Origin of the sequence: Sphingobium jiangsuense (genome assembly GCF_014196495.1) — a bacterium.
Taxonomy (GTDB): Bacteria; Pseudomonadota; Alphaproteobacteria; order Sphingomonadales; family Sphingomonadaceae; genus Sphingobium; species Sphingobium jiangsuense.
In genome coordinates this window covers 129,934-151,449 of the sequence record NZ_JACIDT010000005.1, presented here as the reverse complement: position 1 = coordinate 151,449, position 21,516 = coordinate 129,934, and the positions used below count along the sequence as shown (strand labels likewise).

Sequence of the window (21,516 nt, the reverse complement as noted above, 5' to 3'; positions counted from 1 at the left end):
CCCTGCGACGAACAGCAGGCCGGGCGGGGCCGCCGGATCGGTCAGGCGGCGGCGGGCAGTGTCAGCGCGGCGCGCAGCCCCGGCGGGGTTATCACGATCGACAGCAGCGCGGCATAGCCGATCTTCAGCAGCAGCGCGGGCAGCGGCTCCAGATGGCCCGCATCCGTGGCCGTCATCAGCAGCGCGACGGCGGTCGCGCCGATGACGGCCGACACCACCGCCAGCAGCAGCGCGCGCAGCAGCAGGTTGCGCGGCAACGGCGAGGGGCGGACGAGGGCTTGCACCGCCCCCGCCCTCAGCCGCTTTGCCGCCAGCGCGCCGGGTATGATCGTGCCCAGCAGCGCGATCATGAAGCTTTGCGGGATGAAATCGAAAACCCAGTTGCCCAGGCCCCAGACCGGGACCCTGTCCTGCCCGCCGAACACGACGAAGAAGAACAGCGCCGCGAAAAAGCAGTTTATGGCGACATTCACCAGCGTTTCCCGCCGGATATAATGATTGGCGGTCACGCGATCCTCCCCGATGCCTCCGGTTGGACCGCTAGCACACGTCCGGTGCGGCCGCTACCCTAGCCCCGATGCAGCCGCGCGGCGTCGGGCGTCACCACATAGCTCGCCAGCGTGCCGATCCGGCCGCCGGGCCGCTCGACCTGATCCATCACCTTCACATCGGTGCGCCATTCCTTGGGCGTGACGTCGAACAGCTGATAGCCGCGCCGGTCGGTGTAGAGGTCGAAATGCGGGTTGTTGCGCATCATATGCTCCAGCCCCGCCTCCCCCTTGCCGTTGCCGTTGGAGCTGATCGAGGCGGCCTGGAATTCGACCGCCACCTTCCTGCCGTCGGGCGCCTCGTCCTTTTCGGGCACGCTGCCGACCAGATGGCGGTGATGGTCGCCGGTGGCGATGACGACATTGGTGAGGCGGTGGCGGCCGATGGTGTCGATCAACCGCGCGCGCGCCGGGCGATATCCGTCCCACAGGTCGGTGGCGAACTTGCCCTCTTCCGCATCGGCGGCGCGGAAATCGACCGGCATGACGATCACCTGCTGGGCGAGCAGGTTCCACGCCGCCGCATTGCCCCTGGCCGCGTCCAGCCCCTCGTCGAGCCATGCCTCCTGCGCGCGGCCGAGCATGTCCGGCGCGGTGAGGGCGCTGCGCGGGCAGGGCTGGACCTTGCCGTCATTGCAGGGCTGGTCGGACCGATAGGAGCGGGTGTCGAGCACATGGGTGCGCAACAGCTGCCCGTAATCGAGGCGGCGATAGGCGGTCAGCCCGCCCAGCGTCGGGAATTGCGCCCGGCGCACCGGCATGTTCTCATACCACGCCTGCAACGCGCCCAAGCGGCGCAGCGCGAATATCTCCGGCGCCGAGCCGTCCTGATCGAAATCGCCCGCGAAATTATTGTCGACCTCATGATCGTCGAAAGAACAGGCGAAGGCGCAGGCCGCATGCGCCGCCTGCAACGCCGGGTCGCTCTTATACTGGGCATAGCGGCGGCGATAATCCTCTATGCTGTAGATTTCGTTGCCGACATGCCGGCGCACCGGCGTCCAGCCATTGGCCTGCGGCCCCGGCGGCGTGGCGCCGCCTTCATAGATATAGTCGCCATAATGGAAGATCAGGTCCAGATCCGGCTCCTTCGCCAAATGGGCCCAGGCGTCATAATAGCCCATCTCGTAATTCTGGCACCCGGCGACGCCGATGCGCACGCGCTGCACCAGCGCGTCGCGCGCGGGCGCAGTGCGCACCATGCCCACCGGGCTGATATCCGATCCGGCGGTGGCGAAGCGGTAGAAATAGCGGCGATGCGGCCTCAAACCGCTCACCTCCACATGCACCGAATGGCCGAGCTCCGGCATCGCCATCGCCTCGCCGCGCTGCACCACGCGCGCAAAGCCTTCATCCTCCGCCACCTCCCAGCGCACCGGCACGCGCGCGGCGGGCATGCCGCCATGCTCGTCCATCGGGCGCGGGACGAGCCGGGTCCAGATCACGAAGCCGTCGGGCCAGGGATCGCCGGACGCGACGCCGAGCGTGAAGGGGTCAGCGCCGAGCGGATCGCGCAACACCGGCCCCGTGAACATCGGCTGGGCCGGGAGCACGCGCGGCGACAGCCCCGCCAGCAGGGTCAGGCCGCCCATGGCCCGGAGGAGAGTGCGACGATCCGAATGCATGACCGGTTTCCTGTTTCCCTGGCTGCCGTTGATCGGGATGCAGCGCGCCGCGACAGCCATAGCCGCGCTCTGTTGCAAATCGGGGACTTACCGCCGCAGGAAGGCGATCGCCCCTTCCGGCTCGTTGGTGAACAACGCATCGAAGCCGAGATCGGCATATTTGCGCCAGTCCGCCTCGGTGTCGGCCACGCCGGAGAACACCAGCACCCCGGCCTGTTGCAGCGCGCGCACGCCCGCCCGGTCCACCTCGTCATGGCTGAGCACGATGCATCCGGCATGGTGCCGGCGCAGCATCGCCAGATAGTCGCGCGTCTGGCGCGGCACGCCCAGCAGGCAGGTGCGGATGCGCGGATTGATCGCGTGCAGCGCATCGATCGTGCGGAAATCGAAGGATTGCAGGATCAGCCGGTCCTCCAGCCCGTGGCGGCGCACCGCATCTTCCAGCAACGTGGCGAACAGCACAGGGTCGATATCCGCGCCCTGCGGTATCTTGGTTTCGGCGAAGAACAGCGCATCGCCGCCCGCGAAGGTCGCCAGCACCTCCTCCAGACCGGGGATGCGCGCGCCCGGCACGGCGAGGAAGCGGCTTCCCGCATAGGCGGGCCGCACGGCGGAGCCGCAGTCGAAGGCCTGCGTCTGCGCGAAACTCAGGTCGCGCACCGGGGCGGGCGCCGTGTCCGTCGCGGACTTGCAGAATTCCGGGTTGATGGCCGTATCGTGATGGACGACCACGCGGTTGTCGCGCGTCATCATCATGTCGAATTCCAGATAGTCGACGCCCATTCCCGCGGCGTGGTGGAAGGCGGCCATGGTGTTTTCCGGCCGGGCCATCGCCCCGCCGCGATGGGCGATGACCTTCATCGCCCGCTTGCCCGCCTGCCCCTCGGCCGCCTTGCCGGCGGCAGGAGTCGCAGGCGCGGCAGCGATGGACGGGGCGGGGAGCATCATGCCCCCCGCCGCCAGCGCCAGAACCGCAGGGCGCAACAGTTTCGATCGCGCGAACCTCTTCATCGCCATGCCTCCCGTCAGAACTTGAAGTTGACGCTGCCGAAGAAATACCGGCCATAAACGTCGTAGACGCCGCCGCCGCCCTGATAATAGGTGCGCGGGCGATAGGGCGGCTGCACGTCGAACAGGTTGTTGACGCCGACGCGCAGGGTCATGTTGTCGTTCATCGCCCAGCCGACGTTCAGGTCGTTATACAGCTTGGCCGGCAACTCATTGGCTTCATAGGCCTCGTCCGACACATTGGTGTAGTTGACGGCGCTGCCCCACAGGCGGGTGTTGAGGCCGATATCCCAGTCCCCCACCCGATAATTGGCGAACAGATTGCCGCGCAGGCGCGGGTTCTGATAGCCGCCGTCATAGATGATGCGGCTGGTCGCCACGCCCGGCAGGGTGGTGGTTTCGAATTTGAGCAGATAGCTCGCCCGCAACGCCAGGCTGAGCTGACCCGGACCGACCATCCTGCGATAGTTCACGCCGATGTCGATGCCCTTCGCCTCGGATTCCGACACGTTCATGTAGCTGGTGTCGACCCCTTCGGCATAGCCGCGGCTGTCGCGGGTTATCCGGTCGCAGAACTGGTTGTCGATGGAAGGCAGGTCCATGCACAGGTTGAGGATGTCCTGCTGCGCGATCGCGGCGATCATGTTGTCGAGCTTGATGCTCCAATAATCGACGGTCAGGTCGAACCCCGGCAGGAAGCGCGGCTGGAACACCGCGCCCAGCGTGAGGCTGTTCGACGTTTCGGGCGTCACATCCGCGCTGCCGCCGGTGATGACGCGGCCGGTGCCGATCTCGCTGGGCAGATAGGGGGTGGGCACGCCCAGCTGCTGCATCAACAGCGCGCAATTGGCCTGGCGCGTCGCATTGGCGCGATAGCTGGTTTCGAGGCAGGCATCGCGCACGCCGATTTCCTGCACCGCGCGCGCCGAATAGCGCTCGCCGAAATTGGGCACGCGCACGCTGCGGGAGCGAACCGCCCGCAACGTCACCTCCGGCATCGGCGACCAGCTGCCGCCGACTTTCCAGGTGCTGGTCGAGTCGAAATCGCTGTAATCGGAATAGCGATAGGCGCCCTCCACCGTCAGCCGATGGGCGAAGGGCAGGTCGCGCAGCACCGGCACCACCAGCTCGCCATAGGCTTCCGACACATGGTTGGACGCGCGCAGTTCCGGCTCATAGGGGGCCCAGGCGCCCAGATGCGACAATTCGCGGTCCGGCGGGGCGGCGCCGTTGTCATCGATATTGTGGATCGATTCGCGGCGGTGCTCGAAGCCCACCACCATCTGCACCGGCCCGCCCGGCAGCGTCAGCGGGCTGCCGCCGATGGTGCCGCCGTAGATGGTCTGCGTCTGCTCGCGATGCTTGCGCCGCGTCGCCATCATCCATTCGCGCTGCTCCGCCGTCAGCGGGGCCTCGCTGAAAATGTCGAACGGCACGCAGCCGATCGCGCGGGCGGCCGGGTCGCGGCAGACGGGGTCGCCGGTGACCGGATCGGCGATGACGTCGCGCGCGGCGATGAAGCGCGAGGCGATCGGCACATTGTCCGCGTGGATATCGTTGGTGCTGCGGCCATATTGCCAGAAGGCATCCCATTCGAAGCCGCCGGGCAGCTTGCCGTTGAAACCGGAACCGACCGTCATGCTCTGGCGGTCGCTATAATCGGTCATCTGCCCGAAATTCTCATAGGACCGGCGCACCGCCGTCGACGTCAGCCCGGCGGCGACCATGATCTGGCGGAAGGAATCCGGCAGATAGGGGTTGTCGAGATAGGCGGTGGCCCCGCCCGCGCCGTTGAGCCAGGTCAGCCGGTCGTCATCGCGATAGGGGCGGCGATAGGCGTCATATTGCGACCGGCCGTAATCGAACCGCGCGGAATAGCTCAGCCAGTCCGACAGCTCGTAATCGAAGCGGGCGATGACGGAATAATTCTCGATCGGCGCGATCAGGAAGTCGCTCCAATACTGGCTCTGCGGGAAGCCGCCGTCGCCGCCGTCGCGCGAGGTGCCGCAGCCGGAAATGCAGCCATTGGCATATTGGCCGACATAGGCCGACCCGTCGGGCGCGAGCAGATAGGTCTTGCCGCCGACATAGATGTTCGCATTGGGCTGGAGATACATGTTGGTCATGTTGTAGCGGATCGTGCGATCCGGAATGCCGTCGTCCGGCCCCTTGCTGGCGGAGTTGATCTGGTAGCTGATATTGGTGTCGCGCGAATAGCGCTGGTGGAAATAGATGGGCTTGTTGCGCATCCAGGTGCCGCCGATGGTGATCGATCCGCGATTGTCGGAAAAGCCGGTGCCCGCGACGAGGGAGACCTGCGACTTGCTGCCCCCGCCCGCCTCGGTGGTGCCGGTGGTGGCGGAGATTTCCAGCCCGTTGAAATTCCTGCGGGTGATGATGTTGGCCGCGCCCGTCACCGCGTCCGCGCCGTAGATGGCCGCCGCGCCGCCGGTGACGATCTCGATCCGCTCGATCATCGCCGTCGGGATCATGTTGATGTCGACCGCCGAGGACGACGCCGCGCCCGATACCCGGCGGCGGCCGTCCACCAGCGTCAACGAGCGGCTGACCCCCATGTTGCGCAGCTCGATCGTCGCCATGCCGCCGTCATATTGGCCTTCGGGCGCGCTGTTATAGGGCCCGTTGCCCGGCCCCACCGCGACGTCGCGCAAGATCGTCTCATAGGCGGAGGTGTTGCCCGCCTTGCGCGCGACCTCCATGTCGACGACGCCGATCGGCATCGCGCTTTCCAGCTCCGGCCGCGCGATGCGCGATCCGGTGACGGTGATGGCGCCCTCGCCGCCCGCCGGTTCGGCCTCCGCCACCGGCGCGGCATCGGCGGCGAGCATCGCCACCTGCCCGTCGAACGACCGCACCAGCAGGCCGGTGCCCGCCAGCAGCCGGTCCAGCGCCTCGCGCACGTCCAGATCGCCGCGCACCGCATTGGTGGAGCGCCCGTCCCCGTCGCGCCCGGCCAGCGTGATCTGGATGCCCGCCTGCCGCGCGAACTCGCGAATGCCGGCCGATGCGGACTGGGCCGGAACGGCGAAGCCGCGCTTTTGCGCGAAAGCGGCGGCGGGCTGGCAGATCGCCACCGCGACCACGGCCAGCGACACGGCCGAACGGAAGAAAGAAGCGTGCATTTTCGGATGACCCCTGTTGTTGATGCTGTTCGATGTTCGTTTCCGAACTTCCGAACCTATCGACGGGGCAGTTCCTGCTTTGGATCAACTTTCCGAATATTAATATTCCATTACATCATTATTTCATGAATATTACTATATCACCGTCGACATGCCGCACCTGTCCGCCCGATATCATTGCGGCGGCCCTGGCGAACTGTTCCGGATCGTTGGACTTGTAATGGCCGATGATCCTGATTTCGCCGATCGCGGGGTCGGCGATGACGATCTTCGTGCTGTTGACCCGGTTGAACCGCTGCGCCGCCTGGGCGATCGGCACATTGTCGAGCGATATGCGCGCCATGTCGGGCGGGGACAGGCGGCGGACGGGCGGCGCGTCGGGGGCGGGCGCGGGCTCCGGCCCCGGATCGAGCGTGACCGTGCCGCCCGCCGCCAGCCGCACCGCCTGATCGCGCTCGTCGCGCGGCCATACCAGCACGCTGCCTTCCAGCACCTTCACCGTGCCGCCGGTGTCGCCGACGCGGCCGACCGAATAGACGGTGCCCGTCGCCTGCGCATAGACGTCGCCCGACCGCACGACGAAAGGCCGCGCCTTGTCCCGCGCGACCTCGAAGGTCGCCTCGCCGCTCAGCAGGGTGATGGTGCGGATATCGTCCGCCAGCACGACCTGGATGCGCGCATCGGGGCCGAGCCGGGCAACCGACCCGTCGCGCAGCCGCACGATCTGCCCCGCGCCCTCCTCGGCCGCGCCGCCGCCGCCGGACAGGGATGGCAGCGGCACGCCGAGCGCCAGCAGCACCGCCAGCGAAGCGGCCAGCGCGCCGCCGCCCGCGACAATCCGCCCGCCCCAGCACGGCAGCGCGCGCCGGAGCGGGCGCGCGGGCGTGGGGGCGGCAAAGGACCGGGACTGATCCCCATGATCCCGTTCATTGTCATTATCCGAAACGAGGGGCGCGGCGGCGACTGGAGGCGAGACGGCAGCCGCGCGCGCCTCCACCACCGCCTCTTCGGCGGCGCGCAGCCAGGCGCGGGCGCGGATATAGGCGCCGCGATGCCGCCTGTCCGCCGCCAGCCAGCGTTCCAGATCGGCGCGGCTTTCGGGCGTCATGTCGCCATGAGCCGCCTCCACCGCCCAGATCGCGGCCTGATCGTCTATGCCGTTAGTGGGGCCGGTGCTTGCCAATCCGTTCCGCCTTCCTGCCGGCATCCGCCTGTTCGTCGCCGTCCATGCGCGCGTCCTGCTCCGCCATCCTTTTCATGACCTTTTGCAGGCCGCGCACGAGATGGTTTTTCACGTCGTTCTCGCTCACGCCCAGCCGCTCGGCCGTTTCCTTGCGCGACAGGCCCTCGACCCGCCGCAATTCGATAACCCGGCGGCAGGTATCGGGAAGGGCGGACATCAGACCCCGCACCCGTTCGAGTTCCTGGCTCGCCTCCATCGCCTGATCGGGCAATGGCTCACCATCCATGACGTCCGACCATTCGATCCGGGTCATCAAAGTGAAATTAATTATGCCCGCGCGGCGCATCAGGTCGCTCGCCGCCGCATGCGCGGTGCGGTGGAAATAGCCCGCCGGATTGTCGATATGATCGATCGAGGCAAGCCCGGCGAGGCGGCAATAGGCCTCCTGGATCACATCCTCCACATCGACGGCATGGCCCCAGCGGCGCGCCAGCCAGCGGCGGATGGCGGCCTCATGCGGCACGATCTCGCGCGCTATCCAGGCCGCAACGGTGTCGCACTGATCGCCCATCTGATCCCGCCGCCCATCGTCCCATGGATGCCGCGCCTCGAATCGGCGACGGCAGATGGCGCTTCAAAGAGGATGCATGTGACGGGTTGATGACGGCGGCGACTTGCCGCGAAGGATCGGCGCGGTCAGGACGCCGCGTCTGCTTGCGTCGCTTCCACGATCAGCTCGGCCGTGCGCTCGAAATGCTTGCGCGCCAGCGCGACGAGCCGGTCGGCATCACGGGCCAGCGCCGCATCGGCCAGCGCCCGATGCTCCACATCCACGTCCCGCTGGCGATCGGCGTTCCAGCCCAGCAGGCGATAGCGTTCCAGCTGCTGGTAGAGCTGCGTATTGAGCGCGATGAACCTTGGGCTGGCCGCACCGTTGACCAGCGCGCGGTGGAAAAGTTCATGGGCGAGCAACCAGTCGGCATTGGGCCGGCCGTCAACCACCCGTGGGGTATGCAGCAGGCGATGCAGATTGGCGATGATCGCGGCTTCCCATGAGGCGTCTCCCTCCACGGTCGAGCGGCGCAGCGCGATCTCCTCGATGTCGCAGCGCAGGCGGGTGAGGTCGAGCAGATCGTCGATGGAAATCGGCGCCACGGTGAACCCGCGCTGGTCCTGCGACACGACGAAGCCTTCGGGCACGAGGCGGCTGAGCGCCTCCCGCACCGCGCCGGGGCTGACTTCCAGCTCGGCGGCGATATCCTTGATCTTCAGCTTCTTGCCGGGGCTGATCTTTCCGGCGAGGATATCCGCCTTTATCCGCGCATAGGTGGCGCTGGTCTGGCTGCGCGGAGCGGCTTGTCCGGTCTGTATCGCTGCGGGCGGCTTGGGCATGCCAATCTATTGCGCCAAAGACGTATCGCAGGCAAGCGCGGCGTTGGAAAGCGAGCCGCGCAGGAACGGCCCCGTCAGGGAAGATCAGCGCCCCGCCGGGCCGATGACGATGCGGCCGGGGCGGGAGCGGTCGACCGCCAGGCCGAGATGCCCGGCGATCGCTTCCGCCGCCGCGGCGGGGCTACGGATATTGATCTGCCCGCTGATCCGCCGGTGTCCCGTCGCGGGGTCGGCCAGTTCGATCTTCTCCGTGCCATAGGCATTGGCCCGGTCGATGATGTCGCGGACGGGAACATCCTTGAAGCCCTGAATCTCATCGACCCATTGCCGGTCCGCGTCCGGCGCCCGCGATCTTGTCGGCGCCGCGTTCGCCGCCGCCGGGATCACGAGCCGCTCGCCGGTCTGAAGCTCCAGCTTCTCCGACCCCTTCCTATGACTCGCATCGCGGATTTCCACGCTGCCGTGAAGCATATGAATGTCGATGCCGTCCCTGTGGCTCACATCGAACATGACGCCCGCCGTCACGATCTCGCGGCCCCCCACCCGGACGATGAAGGGGCGTATCTTGTCCCTGGCGACGACGACCCGGACGCGGCCTTTTTCTAATTCAATCCACCGCTGCTCCCGAGTGAAGGCGGTGAGGACGCGCGTGTCAGTATCCAATATGAGCTGGGAACCGTCCGCCAGCGCGACCTGCCGCACCTCGCCGATCCGGGTGGCGAGCGCGGGCACGGCGGGCGCGGGGGACGAACGGAAGGGCGACAGGGCGGTGACCCACGCCAACGCCATGCCGGCAAGGGCAAGGACGGCAACCGCGAGCAGCACCGCCTTCCACCGGCTTTCCGGCATGGACACCCTAGCCATGCGCTTTCCCCCGCAGCGGAGAGACAGGAATGTCATTTCTGGACATAGGTTTTTCCGTCATCGGCAAGAAGGTCGGCCCGGCCACCGCCTTGCCGTTTACCGCGCCTTTGCGCAAGGGCGACAAGCTGCGCCGTGGCCCTATAGACAGCCTTGCCAGAATGACATATCTGTCATAGTCAGAAAGCTTCAGGCGCAATCCTGACGAAGAAAAGCAGCTCTTCGGGGCAGAAAAAGATCATGGCCGGGAATCGAAACCGCTGCTGCGGAAAGGGGAGGCATGTTCAATGACACGGGATCGGACAGCCTGTCGCCGGACCTGCCCCATGTCGCGCGCCGGTGACGCGTCTGCCTGAAGGACGGGGCGAGCGATATGGCGGGGATCGGAGAGTACAGGCGGAACCGATCCGGTCCTGGGCTATTGGCCTGCCGAAACCGGGTCGACGGCCGAGAAGAACGGCCGCAAAGCGTCCGGCCACCGATAACCACGCCGAACGGCCCATCCCCGACAGTGTTGCAGAACCAACAGCGCGGCTTTTCGGAATGTTGTGTTCGCACCAGCGGCACGGCGGCAGTTTTTCGATAAACCCATGTAAAACAAGGATTTGCAAAAGATGGCACAGCCTTTGCTGTGCCTCCCTCCGGAGAGCGGCGCAACCGGCGCCGCATGCAGACACAAGCCGGGGGAAAATCCTTGTCCAACAATCGCCTTACCCTTTCCGCCTTCACCCTGACCGGGGCGAGCGCGCTCGCGCTGGTTCTGGCCGCCGCCACCAGCCCCGCGCTGGCGGCGGAGGCCGATGCCGACGCGGCCGTCAGCGCGCCTGATAGCGCCGCCGCCGATGCGGAGCGGTCCGCCATCGTCGTCACCGCCCAGCACCGCGAGGAACGCCTTCAGGACGTGCCCACCGCCGTCACCGCGCTGGGCAGCGAGCAGTTCGCGGTCGGCGGCCTCGGCCGTTCCGCCAACGAGGTGCTCAACTATGTGCCCAATGCGTCGGCCGGCACCCAGCAGCACGGCCGCCCGCGCTGGTGGATCCGCGGCGTCGGCGCAGGCCAGCAGCAGATCGACCTCGCCAGCCCGGTCGGCTTCTATCTGGATCAGGTCTATATCAGCAACGCCAGCGCCACCGGCCTGCCGCTGTTCGATCTGGAACGGGTGGAGGTGCTGCGCGGCCCGCAGGGCACGCTCTGGGGCAAGAACACCACCGGCGGCGCGATCAACGTCATCTCGAAGCGTCCCTCGCTCAACGGGCAGAGCGACAATTATGTGAAGCTGGAATATGGCAGCTACGACAACCGCATCGCCGAAGGCGGCGTCGGCGCGACACTGGTCGATGACAAGCTGGCGACGCGCCTCTCCTTCCGCATCGACGATCGCGACGGCCGGTTCGACAATCTCTATACCGGTGAAAAGTCCAACGCCATTTCCGACAGCGTCTTTCGCGGGCAGCTGCTCGCCAGGCCGACCGACAGCCTGGAAGCGCTGCTGAGCGTCCATTACCGCCGCTACAACACAGACGGCAGCTACTGGACGACCGCGAGCTATGCCGCCAATGGCGTGGTGCGCGGCGGCTATGCGCCGTCGACCGACATCAACGACATCAGCACCAACGCGCCGGAATGGAGCGCCAACCGCCAGCTGGGCGGATCGCTGACCCTCGACTGGACGATCGGCGACCTGACGCTGACGTCGATCACCGGCTATGAGCGGTTCAGCACGCGCGGCGCGGGGGATTCGGATTATACGCCGCTGGAGATATCGCGCACCTACACCAAGGCGCGCTCGCGCCAGTGGACGCAGGAACTGCGCCTCACCTCGCCGCAGGAAAACAGGCTCAGCTGGATTCTCGGCCTGTTCTATTTCAACGAGAAAATCCGCTCGGACGCCTGGTCCGCCGCCCTGCCGCAGGGCAGCGTGCCCGCGCTGGCGGGCACGGCGGCGGCCGCCTATTCGCTGACCAGCTTCGATCACAAGGCGGAAAGCGGCGCGGCGTTCGGCAGCGGCACCTTCGCCGTCACCGATGCGGTCAAGCTGACGGTCGGCGCGCGCTGGACGCGGGAGAAGAAGACGCTGGATTTCGATCGCCTCGCCGCGCCCAATGCCGCCGCGGCTTCGTGGAGCAATTATGCGCAGTGGTGGAACAGCTATACCGGTACTTATGGCGGCGCGGGCACGTTCAGCGGCGATCTGTCCAAGACATGGGACGCCTTCACCTATGATGTCACCCCGTCATGGAAGATCGACGACAACAACCTCCTCTACGTGAAATTCTCGCATGGCGTGAAGTCGGGCGGCTTCAATACCGCCGCCACCCTGCCGGTGGCGCTGGTCGACGTGAAGCCCGAAAAGCTCGACGCCTATGAGCTGGGCTACAAGTCGCAATGGTTCGACGGCCGCCTGACCTTCAACGCGACCGCCTTCCGCTACGATTATGACGATGTGCAGGTGAATGTCGTCGGCCCCAATCCGGGCGCGGTGGGCGGCGCGACCGTTTCCTATCTGCAGAATGCGGAAAAGGCGCGGGTGAACGGCGCGGAGTTCGAACTGATCGCCGAGCCGGTGGACGGGCTCAACCTCAATCTGGCGCTCGGCCTGCTGGACGCCAAATACAAGCGGTTCCAGGTGCGCAACGGCGGTGCCAATCTGGCGGGCGCGCGCTTCGTGCGGTCCCCGCGCGTGACGCTCAACGGCGGCATTTCCTACGATCTGCCGCTGGGCGGCGCGGGCACGCTGCAACTGGCGGCGGATGCGCGCTATACCTCGCGGCAATATTATTATGTGACGCCGCAGGATATAGTGAGCCGCTATTATCTGACGCAGAAGCCCTATACGCTGACCAACCTGCGCGCCACCTTCACCACGGCGGACGAGAAGATCAGCGTTTCCGGCTTCGTCAACAACCTGTTCGACGTGCGCTATCTCAACCACGCGCTGCCGGGCGCGAACGCCGCGCTGGGCGTGACGGGCGACACCGTCGCCTGGGCCGACCCGCAGACCTTCGGCGTGTCTGCTCTCTACCGCTTCTGAGGGATGAGCGGGGGAGGAGGACTGGCTCCTCCCCCGCAGAGCGATGGGTTGGAGGGCGGGTTCGGTCAATTCCTGCCATCTCTATCGCGTCATGCCAGCGCAGGCTGGCATCTCAGGAGGCGGCGCGCCACATGGCCTGCGACCCCAGCCTGCGCTGGGGTGACGGTAAAATAGAACTCCGCTCTCCACCCCAACCGGACTGCCCAAAACAAAAGGGGCGCGGGAACGATCTTCCCGCGCCCCTTTTTTTTTGCGCTCGTCGCGCCGTGGCGGCTATCTATTCGGCGGCCTGCAACAGGCTGGAGGCGTTGCGGCCGAGCAGCGGCAGCACTTCCTCGCCGATGCGCCAGGCTTCTTCCAGATGCGGCGTTCCCGCAAGGATGAAGCCGTCCGCGCCGCGCTGGATCAGCTCGTCGAGCCGCGCCGCACATTGCTCATAGCTGCCGACGATGCCCAGCGCCGGGCCGCCGCGCAGCAGGTTGAACCCACCCCAGAGATTGGGCGCGACGATCAGGTCCTCATAACGGCGCGCCTCGGTCGGGCGCAGCGCCGCCTGACGCGCCGCGCCGACCGAATCCGTCGCCTGCCCGCGCCACTGGTTGCGGGTCGCGTCGGTCACGTTCTCGAAGCCGATGCGGATGTCGCGCCATGCCTCTTCCTCGGTCGGGCGGGCGACCAGATCGACGCGCACCGCGCATTTCTGCTCCCCGCCCAGCGCGGCGGTCCGCTCCTTCACCTTGGCGAACTTGTCGGTGAGCTGGTCGAACGGCTCCAGCCAGGAGAGATAATAGTCCGCATGCTTCGACGCGACCTGCAACGCCGCCTCGGACGAGCCGGAAAACCACAGTTCGGGAAACTCCTCCTCGCGCAGCAGCGCAGGCAGGCCCGCCCCGTCGACCTGGTAGAAGCGGCCCCTGTAGGAGAAGCCCTCGCCGGACCAGACGCCCCGGAACACGTCCAGCCATTCGCTGGTGCGGCCGTAGCGATCGTCATGGGCGAAACTGTCGCCCCACCAGAGCTGGGCGGGACCGCCGCCGCCGGTGATGATGTTGAACAGCGTCCGCCCGCCCGTCGCCCGCTGGAGGCTGGCGGTGGCGCGGGCGGTGTGGACCGGATTGCCGAACCCCGGCTGAAAGGCGATCATGAAGCGAAAGCTCTTCGTTTCGCGCGCCAGCAGCGGGGAGATGACCCAGGGATCGTCGGTATTGGGAAAGGACGGGATGAGGCCGCCGAGAAAGCCCACGCTCTCCGCCGCCTTGGCGATTTCCGCCAGATGGTCGATATAGGCGAAGCCGTCCTCTTCCTGATCGCGGCCGAAGCCGGGCGCGATGTTGTGAGGGCCGGGCGGCGACCAGTCGCCCCGATCGTAGGATCCGCGATGGATGCTGCTGTGGCAGCCATGGGTGGGCAGGCGCCAGTAAAAGTCGATGCTCATGCTCGATACTCCTTCAGGCCACGGCGCGGCGCGCGCCGGTCAGCGAATGGAGGCGCGGCAGCAGATGCTGGCCGACGCGATAGCCTTCCTCCAGCGAAGGCGTGGACGACAGGACGAAGTGGCTGATGCCGAGATCCGCCAGCCGGGTAAGATCGGCCGCCACGCCGTCGAAGGATCCGACCAGCGCGCCCTCGCCCGCCGCGCCGCGCGCGGCCTCCTGCCGGGCTTCCTCTTCCGTTTCGCGCACCAGCACGGGCTGGATCAGGCCAAAGGCGACGCGGCGCCCGGCCTGCGCGGCAAGCTCGCCCAGCCACGCGATCGCCGCCGCCAGCCGCTCGGCGGGCGCAGCACGGAACAGGTGGACATCGGCATGACGGGCGGAAAGGGCCAGCGCTTTCTCATCCTCGCCCTGAAGGAACAGCTTCGGGAAGGGCAGGCGGTTGAGCGGCGCGTCAAAGCCGCCGTCCTTCACCTCGAAATGCCTGCCCGCGAAGGTGAAGGGGCGCCGGTCGTGCACGCCGCGCGCGACGGTCAGGAATTCGTCGGTCCGCTCATGGAGCGCATCGTCGCCGATATCGTCCCCCTCAGCCGCGCGGGTGGCGGCGTCCGCATCGGGGGCGATGGCCCAGCCGAAGCGTCCCCCGGTGGAGCGCTGGAAGGTGGTCGCCTGCTTGGCGGCATAGACGGCCGAGCCGACCGAGGCCGGGAATTCCGGCACCACGACGATGCGCGGCGCGGCGCGGGCTACGACCGCCGCGACGATGCGGCTTTCGTCCGCGTCCCGCCGGTAGGGCAGGAACACGCCGTCGAAGCCGGTCTGCGCGGCGGCCTGCGCGAGTTGTGCATAATAATCGAAACGGTTCTGCGACGGTCGCCGCCGGTCCCGCACGAGCGCGGGGAGCCGGGGCCGGAGCGAAGGCTCCGCCCGTCGCGGCTCGGCGGCGGTGTCGATCTGCCAATAGCTGCTGATGGTCATGCTGCATTCCTTTGCTGAATGAAGACAGGTTTCACGGTTTCCCCGGCAGGATCGTCGCCGCCGCGCGTTCGCGGTCGGGTATCGCGGGCGGGCGGGCCGCCCGTCAGCGCTCTTCCCGGTTGGGCAGATGGACGAGGTTGGTCGGCTCCTCCTCCCCCTGCCCCGCGCCCGATGTCAGTTCGGCGAGTATCTCGTCCTTCAGCCGGTGCAGCAGCGGCGAGCGCCGGTCGCGCGGATGCGGCAGATCGACCTCCACGATGCGGCGGATACGGCCGGGATTGGGCGACATCACCACCACCCGGTCGCCGAGATAGAGCGCCTCCTCCACATCATGCGTCACCATCACCATGGTCGAGCGCTGCGTCATCCAGATGCGCTGGATCTCGTTCTGCACATGCACGCGGGTCAGCGCGTCGAGCGCACCCAGCGGCTCGTCGAGCAGCAGCAGCTTGGGCTCCGTCACCAGCGCGCGGGCGATCGCCGCGCGTTGCGCCATACCGCCCGAAAGCTGATGCGGATACGCCTTCTCGAAGCCCTTGAGGTTCACCAGCGCGATATGATCGGCGACGATCTGCGCCCGGCGCTCCTTCGGCGTGTCAGTGTTGAGCAGCGCCAGCTCGATATTCTGCTCCAGCGTCATCCACGGGAACAGCCGGTGGTCCTGGAACACAATGCCGCGGTCGAGGCTGGTGGTGGAGATGCGCTGCCCGTCGAGCCGGACATCCCCGGCATAGTCGGCGTCGAGGCCGACGATCAGGCGCAGCAGCGTCGATTTGCCGCAGCCCGACGCGCCGACGATGCTGACGAATTCCCCCGGCCGCACGGTCAGGTTGATGTCCTCCAGCACGCGGCGGGGCCGCCCGCCGATCACGAAGCTCTTGTTCAGCCCGGCGATGGACAGCGCGCCGCGTTCCTTGCCGGGATGGTTCTGGCCGGGATGGTCCTGTCCGGGTCGGGCGGGGCGTGTATCGGCGCTCATGCGGATGCTCCAGTTACAGCGAAGAGGGTTGCCAGCGCAGCAGCCGGCGGCGCAGGCGCAGGAAGAGATGGTTGATGACGAAACCCAGCAGGGCGGTGGCGGCGATCGTCACCAGCATGATGTCGAGCCGCTGCTGCGTCTGGGCGAGCTGCATGGTGACGCCGAGGCCGCTGCCCGCGCCCGTCAGTATCTCGGTGCCGATCGTCGCGATCCACGCGAAGGCGAGCGACTGGGTGAGGCCGGTCAGCACCAGCGGCATGGCGGCGGGCAGCAGGATGAAGCGGATGCGCTGCACCGTGCCGAAGCCGTAGATGCGGCCGACCTCCTCATAGCGCCTCTCCACCTGCGCGACGCCCGCATGGCTGTTGAGCATCGCCGGGAAGAAGGCGGACATGCTGACGACGATCAGCTCCGTGCCCTCGCCGACGCCGAACCAGAGGCCGATCAGCGGCAGCCAGCCGATCATCGGCACCTGCCGCAGCCCGTGAAGCAGCGGGCCGAGCAGCCGGTCGAGCGGCCGCCATATGCCCATCGCCACCCCGGTCGCCACGCCCAGCGGCGCGCCGATGAAGAGGCCGCCAAAGGCCCGGCCCAGCGTGGCGAGCATGTCGTTCAGCAAGGTGCCGTCGCGGATCAGCGCGGCGGCCGCCTGCCCGACCGCGCCCGGCGGGGCGAAGGTGGAAATATGGGCCGTGGCCTGCCATTGCCACCAGAGCAGCAGCAGCACAGGCGCGGCGAGGCCGATGGCGAACCGCACCGGCGCGCGGGAAAGGGAAAGCAGGCCGGTCATGCGGTCCTCCACCGGGTGGCGCGACGCTCGATGGCGCGGGCGCCCCGGTCGAGCAGGAAGCCGATCAGCCCGCTGACCACCACGCCCGCCAGCACCACGTCGATCCGGAAGAGCTGGCGGCCCATTTCCATCATCTGGCCGATACCGCTGTCGGCGGCGAGCAGCTCGGCCGCGATCAGCACGACCCAGGCGCGGGTCAGCGCGACGCGCAGGCCGGTCAGCACCGCGGGCACCGTCGCGGGCAGCAATATGCGCCGGACCAGATCGGGCAGGCGCGTGCGATAGACGCGCGCGACCTCGAACCATGCCCTGGGCACGCCGCGTATGCCGTCGAAGGTGGCGAGCGCCACCGGGAAGAAGGCGGCGATGGCCACCACCGCGATCTTGAACGGCTCGTCGATGCCGAGGAACAGCACCATCATCGGCACGAAGGCGATCACCGGCACCTGCCACAAGGTCAGGAACAGCGGGGACAGCGCCGTTTCGGCAAGGCGGGACAGGGCGATGAGCGAACCGAAGGCAAGGCCCGCCACGGCGCCGATGGCAAAGCCGATCAGCAGCCGCCAGAGGCTGTCGCCGATATGCGCCTGCAATTCGCCCGATGCGGTCATCGCGGCGAGCGAGCGGGCGACCTCGCTCGGCGGCACCAGCACCTGCGCGGGGAAAAGCCCGGTGAGGCAGGCCGCCTGCCACAGCGCGAGAAGCGCGAGCGGCGGCAGCATCACCCCCGGCGAAAAGCGCCTGCCCGCGCCCGCCGGCGTGGAAAGGGGACGGCTCGCCATCAGCTCTTGCCCCCCGCCTGCGCGGGCGCGGCGGCGGTTGCGGATTGCCCCGCCCAGAAACCCTCCAGCTTCAGGTCGCGCAGCGCCTGCTTCACGAAGCGGTCGTCGAGCAGGGCGTCGGCATCCACTTTAGAGCGGATCAGGCCGCGATCGAACGCATAGTCGGCGACGGAGTGATAATGGGTGCGCACCGCCGGGCTGAACAGCGGCGAGAAGCGCTCCTTCCACGGTATGCCGGAATGGGCGTAATCCTTGTCGACGATCTCTTCCGGCAGCGCGCCGCGCGCCGCATTGCGGACGACCTCGGCGCGGTTGTCCTCGTCCGACGACCAGGCGGCGGCACGGACGAACGCCTCCACGACCAGCTGCGTCAGTTCGGGATTCTCATCGACGAAGCCTTTCCGCGCGAACAGCTCGGCGCGCATCTTCCAGTCGGCGGGGGCCTCCTTGGTCGACCAGATCACGCGGCCGATCCCGCGCTGTTCGACCAGCAGCCCGTCGGACAGCAGCACTGCCGCATCCACGCTGCCCGATTCGAGCGCGGCCGGGGTGGCGGACGGGTTGATGTTGACGATCCTGAAATCGCCCAGCTTCAGGCCGTTGGCGTCGAGCAGCTTGGAAAAGGGCAATTCCCACGGACGGCCGCGATGCAGCGCGATCTTCTTGCCCTTGAGGTCGGCAATGCCCCGCGCCGTCAGCCCCTTGCGGACCACCAGATAGACCTCCTGCCCCTGCCCGACCGGCGCGACGATGCGCAGCGGCACGCCGCCCGCCACCGCGATGATCGCGGGGAAATCGCCATAGGCGGCGAAATCGATGCGCTTGCCGGAAAAGCCCTCGTTGATCAGCGGCCCGCCGACCGCCGTGGGCACCGGCGTGAAGTTCAGCGCGACGCCCTTCTGCGCCAGCTGCTCCTTCAGCCAGCCCTGCTGGATGACCACGCCGGTCAGGCCGTTGAACACCTGCTCGCCCTTGTAGGGATAGGCGATGGAGGCGATGGTGACGCTCCGCGCCGGGCCGGTCTGACCGTCCTCCCCGGCCGGATTGCAGGCGGAAAGCGCGGCGCCCGCGACCAGCGACATGACGAGCGCGACGGCCCGGCGCCAGCGCGCCGCGATGCTGATCCGGGGAGGAAGGGAATACTCAACTGTCACTGTCCGGCTCCGTATCTGTCGCCTGTCTGGCATGAGGCTGGAAACGATCCCTTCCGGCGTTGCATGTCGCGTGCCAAATGGCGCGATCGCCGGAAACGCGCCTCGCCCGCGCCGGGAAAACGGAAAAACTGGTGAAATCTCAGCAGCGCGGCGGCGCGACTGTTCAAAATGAAACGCTTCGGGGCCGGGATGCGACCGCGGACTGCGGGCATGCGGCGCGCACCTCTTCTGGCATGGCCCTTGCTCTGCCGGCGCAAGGACATAATCTCCCTGTCGGACGGCGTCTTTCCATGGCGCAAGGATGGGCAGGACGATCAAGGAGCGACGAGATGCCGGGACATGGTGGGGGGATCGGGCGGCCGCCCCGGCTCGAAAATATCTGGATGATGCGCTGCCCGGTGCCCGCCGCCTCCGGCGTCGCCTATCGGCTGGGCTGGATGGACGAAGCCTTCGGCCGCAACGGCATCGGGGTGAAGCGGGTGATCGAGGACGGCCTCAACCTCGTCGAGCATGACCCGGAGGAACGCGACCGCCATCTGTTCCGCGAGGGCGGCAACATCCAGGCGCTGGCCGGGCGCGCGCTCGGCATACCCACGCGGGTGATCGGGCTGGCCTGGATCGACGAACGGCAGGCGATCATGGTGCGCCCCGACATGCAGGTGCTGGACCCGCGCGACCTCAAGGGCCTGCGCTTCGGCCTGCCCGGCTATGCACGCAGCCGGGGCGAAAGCATCGCGCGCGGCATGTCGCTGCACGGCATACAGAGCGCGCTGGCGCTGGGCGGGCTGACGCTGGAGGATATCGATCTGGTCGAGGTGCCCGCACCCCCGCGCGAGCAACCGAGCCGGGAAGGCATGCGCCGCCTGTGGCTGGGCCTCGAATGGCTGGCCGCCGGCCGGGTGGACGCGGTCTATGTCAAGGGAAGCGCGGCGGCGGAGGCGGCGTCGCGCCTGGGGCTGGCGGTGGCGATCGATCTCGACGCCTATCCCAGCCGCCTCGCGCGGATCAACAACGGCACGCCGCGCCCGATCACCGTGCACCAGCACATGCTGGACGAGCATCGCGATCTCGTGGAATGCTTTCTGGAACAGAGCCTGCGCGCGGCGGACTGGGCGGCGCTCAACCCGGTGGAGCTGAAGCCGATCATCGCGCATGAGACGCTGTCCGGCATAGAGGGCGTGGACGCGGCCTATCGCAACAATTTCCGCCGCTCCCTCCACCCCGACCTGTCCGAGGACCGGATAGAGATGCTGCGCGTGCAGGCCGGCTTCCTGTGGGTGCACGGATTTCTGGAGGCGCCCGTCGACATCGACCGCTGGATCTGCCGCGAACCTCTCGACGCGGTGATGAAGCGGCGGGCCGATGCGGTGAATTCGCAACAGCATTCCTGCTGAATATCGCGCACCCTCTCGCTCCGCTCCATTCGGAAGGCCCGCATATGCGGGCTTTTTCATTCTGGCATGGCTCTTGCGATCCTTTCTCCCGCGAACAATCCCGATGGAGAAGATGGCATGGCCTCACCCACCCGCCCTGATGAAATCTGGTTCACCCGCTGTCCGGTGCCGACCGCGACGGGCATCGCCTACAAGCTGGGCTGGCTGACCGAGGCGTTCGAGGGCGACGGCATCGCGCTGCGCACCTTGCAGGAATCCGGCTCGGAACTGGGCCGCCATCATTACGACCATCGCCTGCCCACGCTGATCCGCGAAGGCGGCAACATGCTCGCCATCGCCGCCCGCGCGCAAGGGGAGCCGACCAGGCTGGTCGGGCTGACCTGGATCGAGGAAAGCCAGCTCATCCTCGCCCGTCCCGACAGCGGGATAGGGTCCGCCGCCGATCTCAAGGGCAAGCGGCTGGCGCTGCCGGGCTGGAGCCATAACGACATCCCCAGCCATGTGCGCGGCACCAGCATCGCGCGCGGCATGGCGCTCGCCGGGTACAAGGGCGCGCTGGCCTCGGCCGGGCTGACCTTCGACGATGTCGAGTTGGTGGAGACCGAGGACCGCCTGCGCAATATCGGCGGTTCGGGCCGCGATCTGCTGCCGCGCGGGGAGAAGCAGCGCAGCGGCGTCGGGCGGCTGTGGCCGATCGAGGCGCTGGTCAATGGCGCTGTCGACGCCATCTATGTGAAGGGGGCCGCCGCGCTCGATCAGGCGCGGGAAAACGGCCTTGTCGTTGCGATCGACCTCGACGCCCTTCCCGACCGGCGCTTCCGCGTCAACAACGGCACGCCGCGCCCGATCACCGTCCATCAAAGCCTGATCGACGATCATTTCGACCTGCTGGTCCGCTTCCTCGCCGTCACGCTGCGCGCAGCGGACTGGGTGGCGCGGCAGCCCAACCGCCTGCGCGAGATACTGGAATATGAAACCGAGGGCAGCGCGGATGCGGTCGATCGCGCCTATGCCCATCTGCACGAGGGGCTGCACCCCACGCTCGACGCCGAACGGCTGGCGCTGTTCGACCAGCAGAAGAAATTCCTGTTCACCCACGGCTTCCTCGATGCCGATTTCGATCTGGCGGACTGGATCGATCCCCGCCCGCTAGAAGCCGCCCGCGCGCTCAATGCGCAGACGGCCCAATCCTCCACCGTTCCAGCCTGAAAGGGA

18 protein-coding genes are annotated in these 21,516 nt (G+C 67.5%); 4 read left to right on the top strand and 14 right to left on the bottom strand.

Annotated elements, in window-relative coordinates:
• Positions 1-41: 41 nt before the first annotated feature.
• From GGR43_RS08900 to GGR43_RS08865, 8 genes are all read right to left on the bottom strand, one after another.
• Complete coding sequence (locus GGR43_RS08900; RefSeq protein ID WP_188071627.1) at positions 42-509, bottom strand: hypothetical protein; 468 nt, start codon at positions 507-509, stop codon at positions 42-44.
• Positions 510-568: 59 nt separating this feature from the next.
• Entirely contained in the window at positions 569-2,173 is a 1,605-nt protein-coding gene (locus GGR43_RS08895; protein ID WP_188071626.1) for an alkaline phosphatase D family protein, read from the bottom strand.
• Positions 2,174-2,260: 87 nt separating this feature from the next.
• Positions 2,261-3,184, bottom strand: coding sequence for a glycerophosphodiester phosphodiesterase family protein (locus GGR43_RS08890; RefSeq protein ID WP_188071625.1), 924 nt, complete (start codon positions 3,182-3,184; stop codon positions 2,261-2,263).
• 14 nt (positions 3,185-3,198) lie between these two features.
• Positions 3,199-6,324: a TonB-dependent receptor gene (locus GGR43_RS08885; protein ID WP_188071624.1), complete on the bottom strand. Its 3,126-nt coding sequence runs from the start codon at positions 6,322-6,324 to the stop codon at positions 3,199-3,201.
• Between the two features lie 118 nt (positions 6,325-6,442).
• Complete coding sequence (locus GGR43_RS08880; protein ID WP_188071623.1) at positions 6,443-7,507, bottom strand: FecR family protein; 1,065 nt, start codon at positions 7,505-7,507, stop codon at positions 6,443-6,445.
• The gene (locus tag GGR43_RS08875) at positions 7,485-8,078 is read right to left on the bottom strand and encodes an RNA polymerase sigma factor (RefSeq protein WP_188071622.1); all 594 of its coding nucleotides are present in this window, start codon (positions 8,076-8,078) and stop codon (positions 7,485-7,487) included. Before GGR43_RS08875 ends, GGR43_RS08880 begins: the two co-directional genes overlap by 23 nt.
• Positions 8,079-8,203: 125 nt before the next feature.
• Complete coding sequence (locus GGR43_RS08870) at positions 8,204-8,899, bottom strand: GntR family transcriptional regulator (protein WP_188071621.1); 696 nt, start codon at positions 8,897-8,899, stop codon at positions 8,204-8,206.
• Positions 8,900-8,983: 84 nt separating this feature from the next.
• Positions 8,984-9,763 carry a FecR family protein gene (locus tag GGR43_RS08865; protein ID WP_188071620.1) on the bottom strand — a complete coding sequence of 260 codons (780 nt, stop codon included), beginning with the start codon at positions 9,761-9,763 and terminating at the stop codon, positions 8,984-8,986.
• A gap of 29 nt (positions 9,764-9,792) precedes the next feature.
• Between GGR43_RS08865 and GGR43_RS08860 the strand changes: the two genes are divergently transcribed.
• Both GGR43_RS08860 and GGR43_RS08855 read left to right on the top strand, forming a co-directional pair.
• On the top strand, positions 9,793-9,939 hold the full coding sequence (locus GGR43_RS08860; RefSeq protein WP_188071619.1) for a hypothetical protein: 147 nt from the start codon (positions 9,793-9,795) through the stop codon (positions 9,937-9,939).
• 515 nt (positions 9,940-10,454) lie between these two features.
• A complete protein-coding gene (locus GGR43_RS08855) occupies positions 10,455-12,791 on the top strand; it encodes a TonB-dependent receptor (protein ID WP_246343442.1) in 2,337 nt (778 codons plus the stop codon).
• Between the two features lie 277 nt (positions 12,792-13,068).
• On the opposite strand, the gene GGR43_RS08850 is transcribed toward GGR43_RS08855, so the two are convergent.
• The 6 genes from GGR43_RS08850 to GGR43_RS08825 form a co-directional block, all read right to left on the bottom strand.
• Positions 13,069-14,226: an LLM class flavin-dependent oxidoreductase gene (locus tag GGR43_RS08850; protein WP_188071617.1), complete on the bottom strand. Its 1,158-nt coding sequence runs from the start codon at positions 14,224-14,226 to the stop codon at positions 13,069-13,071.
• 13 nt (positions 14,227-14,239) lie between these two features.
• Positions 14,240-15,202, bottom strand: a complete 963-nt coding sequence (locus GGR43_RS08845; RefSeq protein ID WP_188071616.1) for an LLM class flavin-dependent oxidoreductase — start codon at positions 15,200-15,202, stop codon at positions 14,240-14,242.
• A 103-nt stretch (positions 15,203-15,305) separates the two neighbouring features.
• Entirely contained in the window at positions 15,306-16,181 is an 876-nt protein-coding gene (locus tag GGR43_RS08840; protein ID WP_188071615.1) for an ABC transporter ATP-binding protein, read from the bottom strand.
• Between the two features lie 13 nt (positions 16,182-16,194).
• Positions 16,195-16,971: an ABC transporter permease gene (locus GGR43_RS08835; RefSeq protein ID WP_188071614.1), complete on the bottom strand. Its 777-nt coding sequence runs from the start codon at positions 16,969-16,971 to the stop codon at positions 16,195-16,197.
• A complete protein-coding gene (locus GGR43_RS08830; protein WP_188071613.1) occupies positions 16,968-17,753 on the bottom strand; it encodes an ABC transporter permease in 786 nt (261 codons plus the stop codon). Before GGR43_RS08830 ends, GGR43_RS08835 begins: the two co-directional genes overlap by 4 nt.
• On the bottom strand, positions 17,753-18,907 hold the full coding sequence (locus GGR43_RS08825; protein WP_284277636.1) for an ABC transporter substrate-binding protein: 1,155 nt from the start codon (positions 18,905-18,907) through the stop codon (positions 17,753-17,755). Before GGR43_RS08825 ends, GGR43_RS08830 begins: the two co-directional genes overlap by 1 nt.
• Before the next feature lie 329 nt (positions 18,908-19,236).
• Between GGR43_RS08825 and GGR43_RS08820 the strand changes: the two genes are divergently transcribed.
• Together GGR43_RS08820 and GGR43_RS08815 are read left to right on the top strand one after the other, a co-directional pair.
• Positions 19,237-20,301 carry an ABC transporter substrate-binding protein gene (locus GGR43_RS08820; RefSeq protein WP_188071612.1) on the top strand — a complete coding sequence of 355 codons (1,065 nt, stop codon included), beginning with the start codon at positions 19,237-19,239 and terminating at the stop codon, positions 20,299-20,301.
• Between the two features lie 117 nt (positions 20,302-20,418).
• Positions 20,419-21,510: an ABC transporter substrate-binding protein gene (locus tag GGR43_RS08815; RefSeq protein WP_188071611.1), complete on the top strand. Its 1,092-nt coding sequence runs from the start codon at positions 20,419-20,421 to the stop codon at positions 21,508-21,510.
• Positions 21,511-21,516 lie beyond the last annotated feature (6 nt).

What these genes read in the sequence shown, in the direction of transcription:
- GGR43_RS08890 (WP_188071625.1), bottom strand. Translation starts at nt 3,184, where the DNA reads ATGAAGAGGTTCGCGCGATCGAAACTGTTGCGCCCTGCGGTTCTGGCG.
- GGR43_RS08885 (WP_188071624.1), bottom strand. Translation starts at nt 6,324, where the DNA reads ATGCACGCTTCTTTCTTCCGTTCGGCCGTGTCGCTGGCCGTGGTCGCG.
- GGR43_RS08850 (WP_188071617.1), bottom strand. Translation starts at nt 14,226, where the DNA reads ATGAGCATCGACTTTTACTGGCGCCTGCCCACCCATGGCTGCCACAGC.
- GGR43_RS08860 (WP_188071619.1), top strand. Translation starts at nt 9,793, where the DNA reads ATGTCATTTCTGGACATAGGTTTTTCCGTCATCGGCAAGAAGGTCGGC.
- GGR43_RS08840 (WP_188071615.1), bottom strand. Translation starts at nt 16,181, where the DNA reads ATGAGCGCCGATACACGCCCCGCCCGACCCGGACAGGACCATCCCGGC.
- GGR43_RS08865 (WP_188071620.1), bottom strand. Translation starts at nt 9,763, where the DNA reads ATGGCTAGGGTGTCCATGCCGGAAAGCCGGTGGAAGGCGGTGCTGCTC.
- GGR43_RS08830 (WP_188071613.1), bottom strand. Translation starts at nt 17,753, where the DNA reads ATGGCGAGCCGTCCCCTTTCCACGCCGGCGGGCGCGGGCAGGCGCTTT.
- GGR43_RS08845 (WP_188071616.1), bottom strand. Translation starts at nt 15,202, where the DNA reads ATGACCATCAGCAGCTATTGGCAGATCGACACCGCCGCCGAGCCGCGA.
- GGR43_RS08895 (WP_188071626.1), bottom strand. Translation starts at nt 2,173, where the DNA reads ATGCATTCGGATCGTCGCACTCTCCTCCGGGCCATGGGCGGCCTGACC.
- GGR43_RS08815 (WP_188071611.1), top strand. Translation starts at nt 20,419, where the DNA reads ATGGCCTCACCCACCCGCCCTGATGAAATCTGGTTCACCCGCTGTCCG.
- GGR43_RS08875 (WP_188071622.1), bottom strand. Translation starts at nt 8,078, where the DNA reads ATGGGCGATCAGTGCGACACCGTTGCGGCCTGGATAGCGCGCGAGATC.
- GGR43_RS08835 (WP_188071614.1), bottom strand. Translation starts at nt 16,971, where the DNA reads ATGACCGGCCTGCTTTCCCTTTCCCGCGCGCCGGTGCGGTTCGCCATC.
- GGR43_RS08820 (WP_188071612.1), top strand. Translation starts at nt 19,237, where the DNA reads ATGCCGGGACATGGTGGGGGGATCGGGCGGCCGCCCCGGCTCGAAAAT.
- GGR43_RS08870 (WP_188071621.1), bottom strand. Translation starts at nt 8,899, where the DNA reads ATGCCCAAGCCGCCCGCAGCGATACAGACCGGACAAGCCGCTCCGCGC.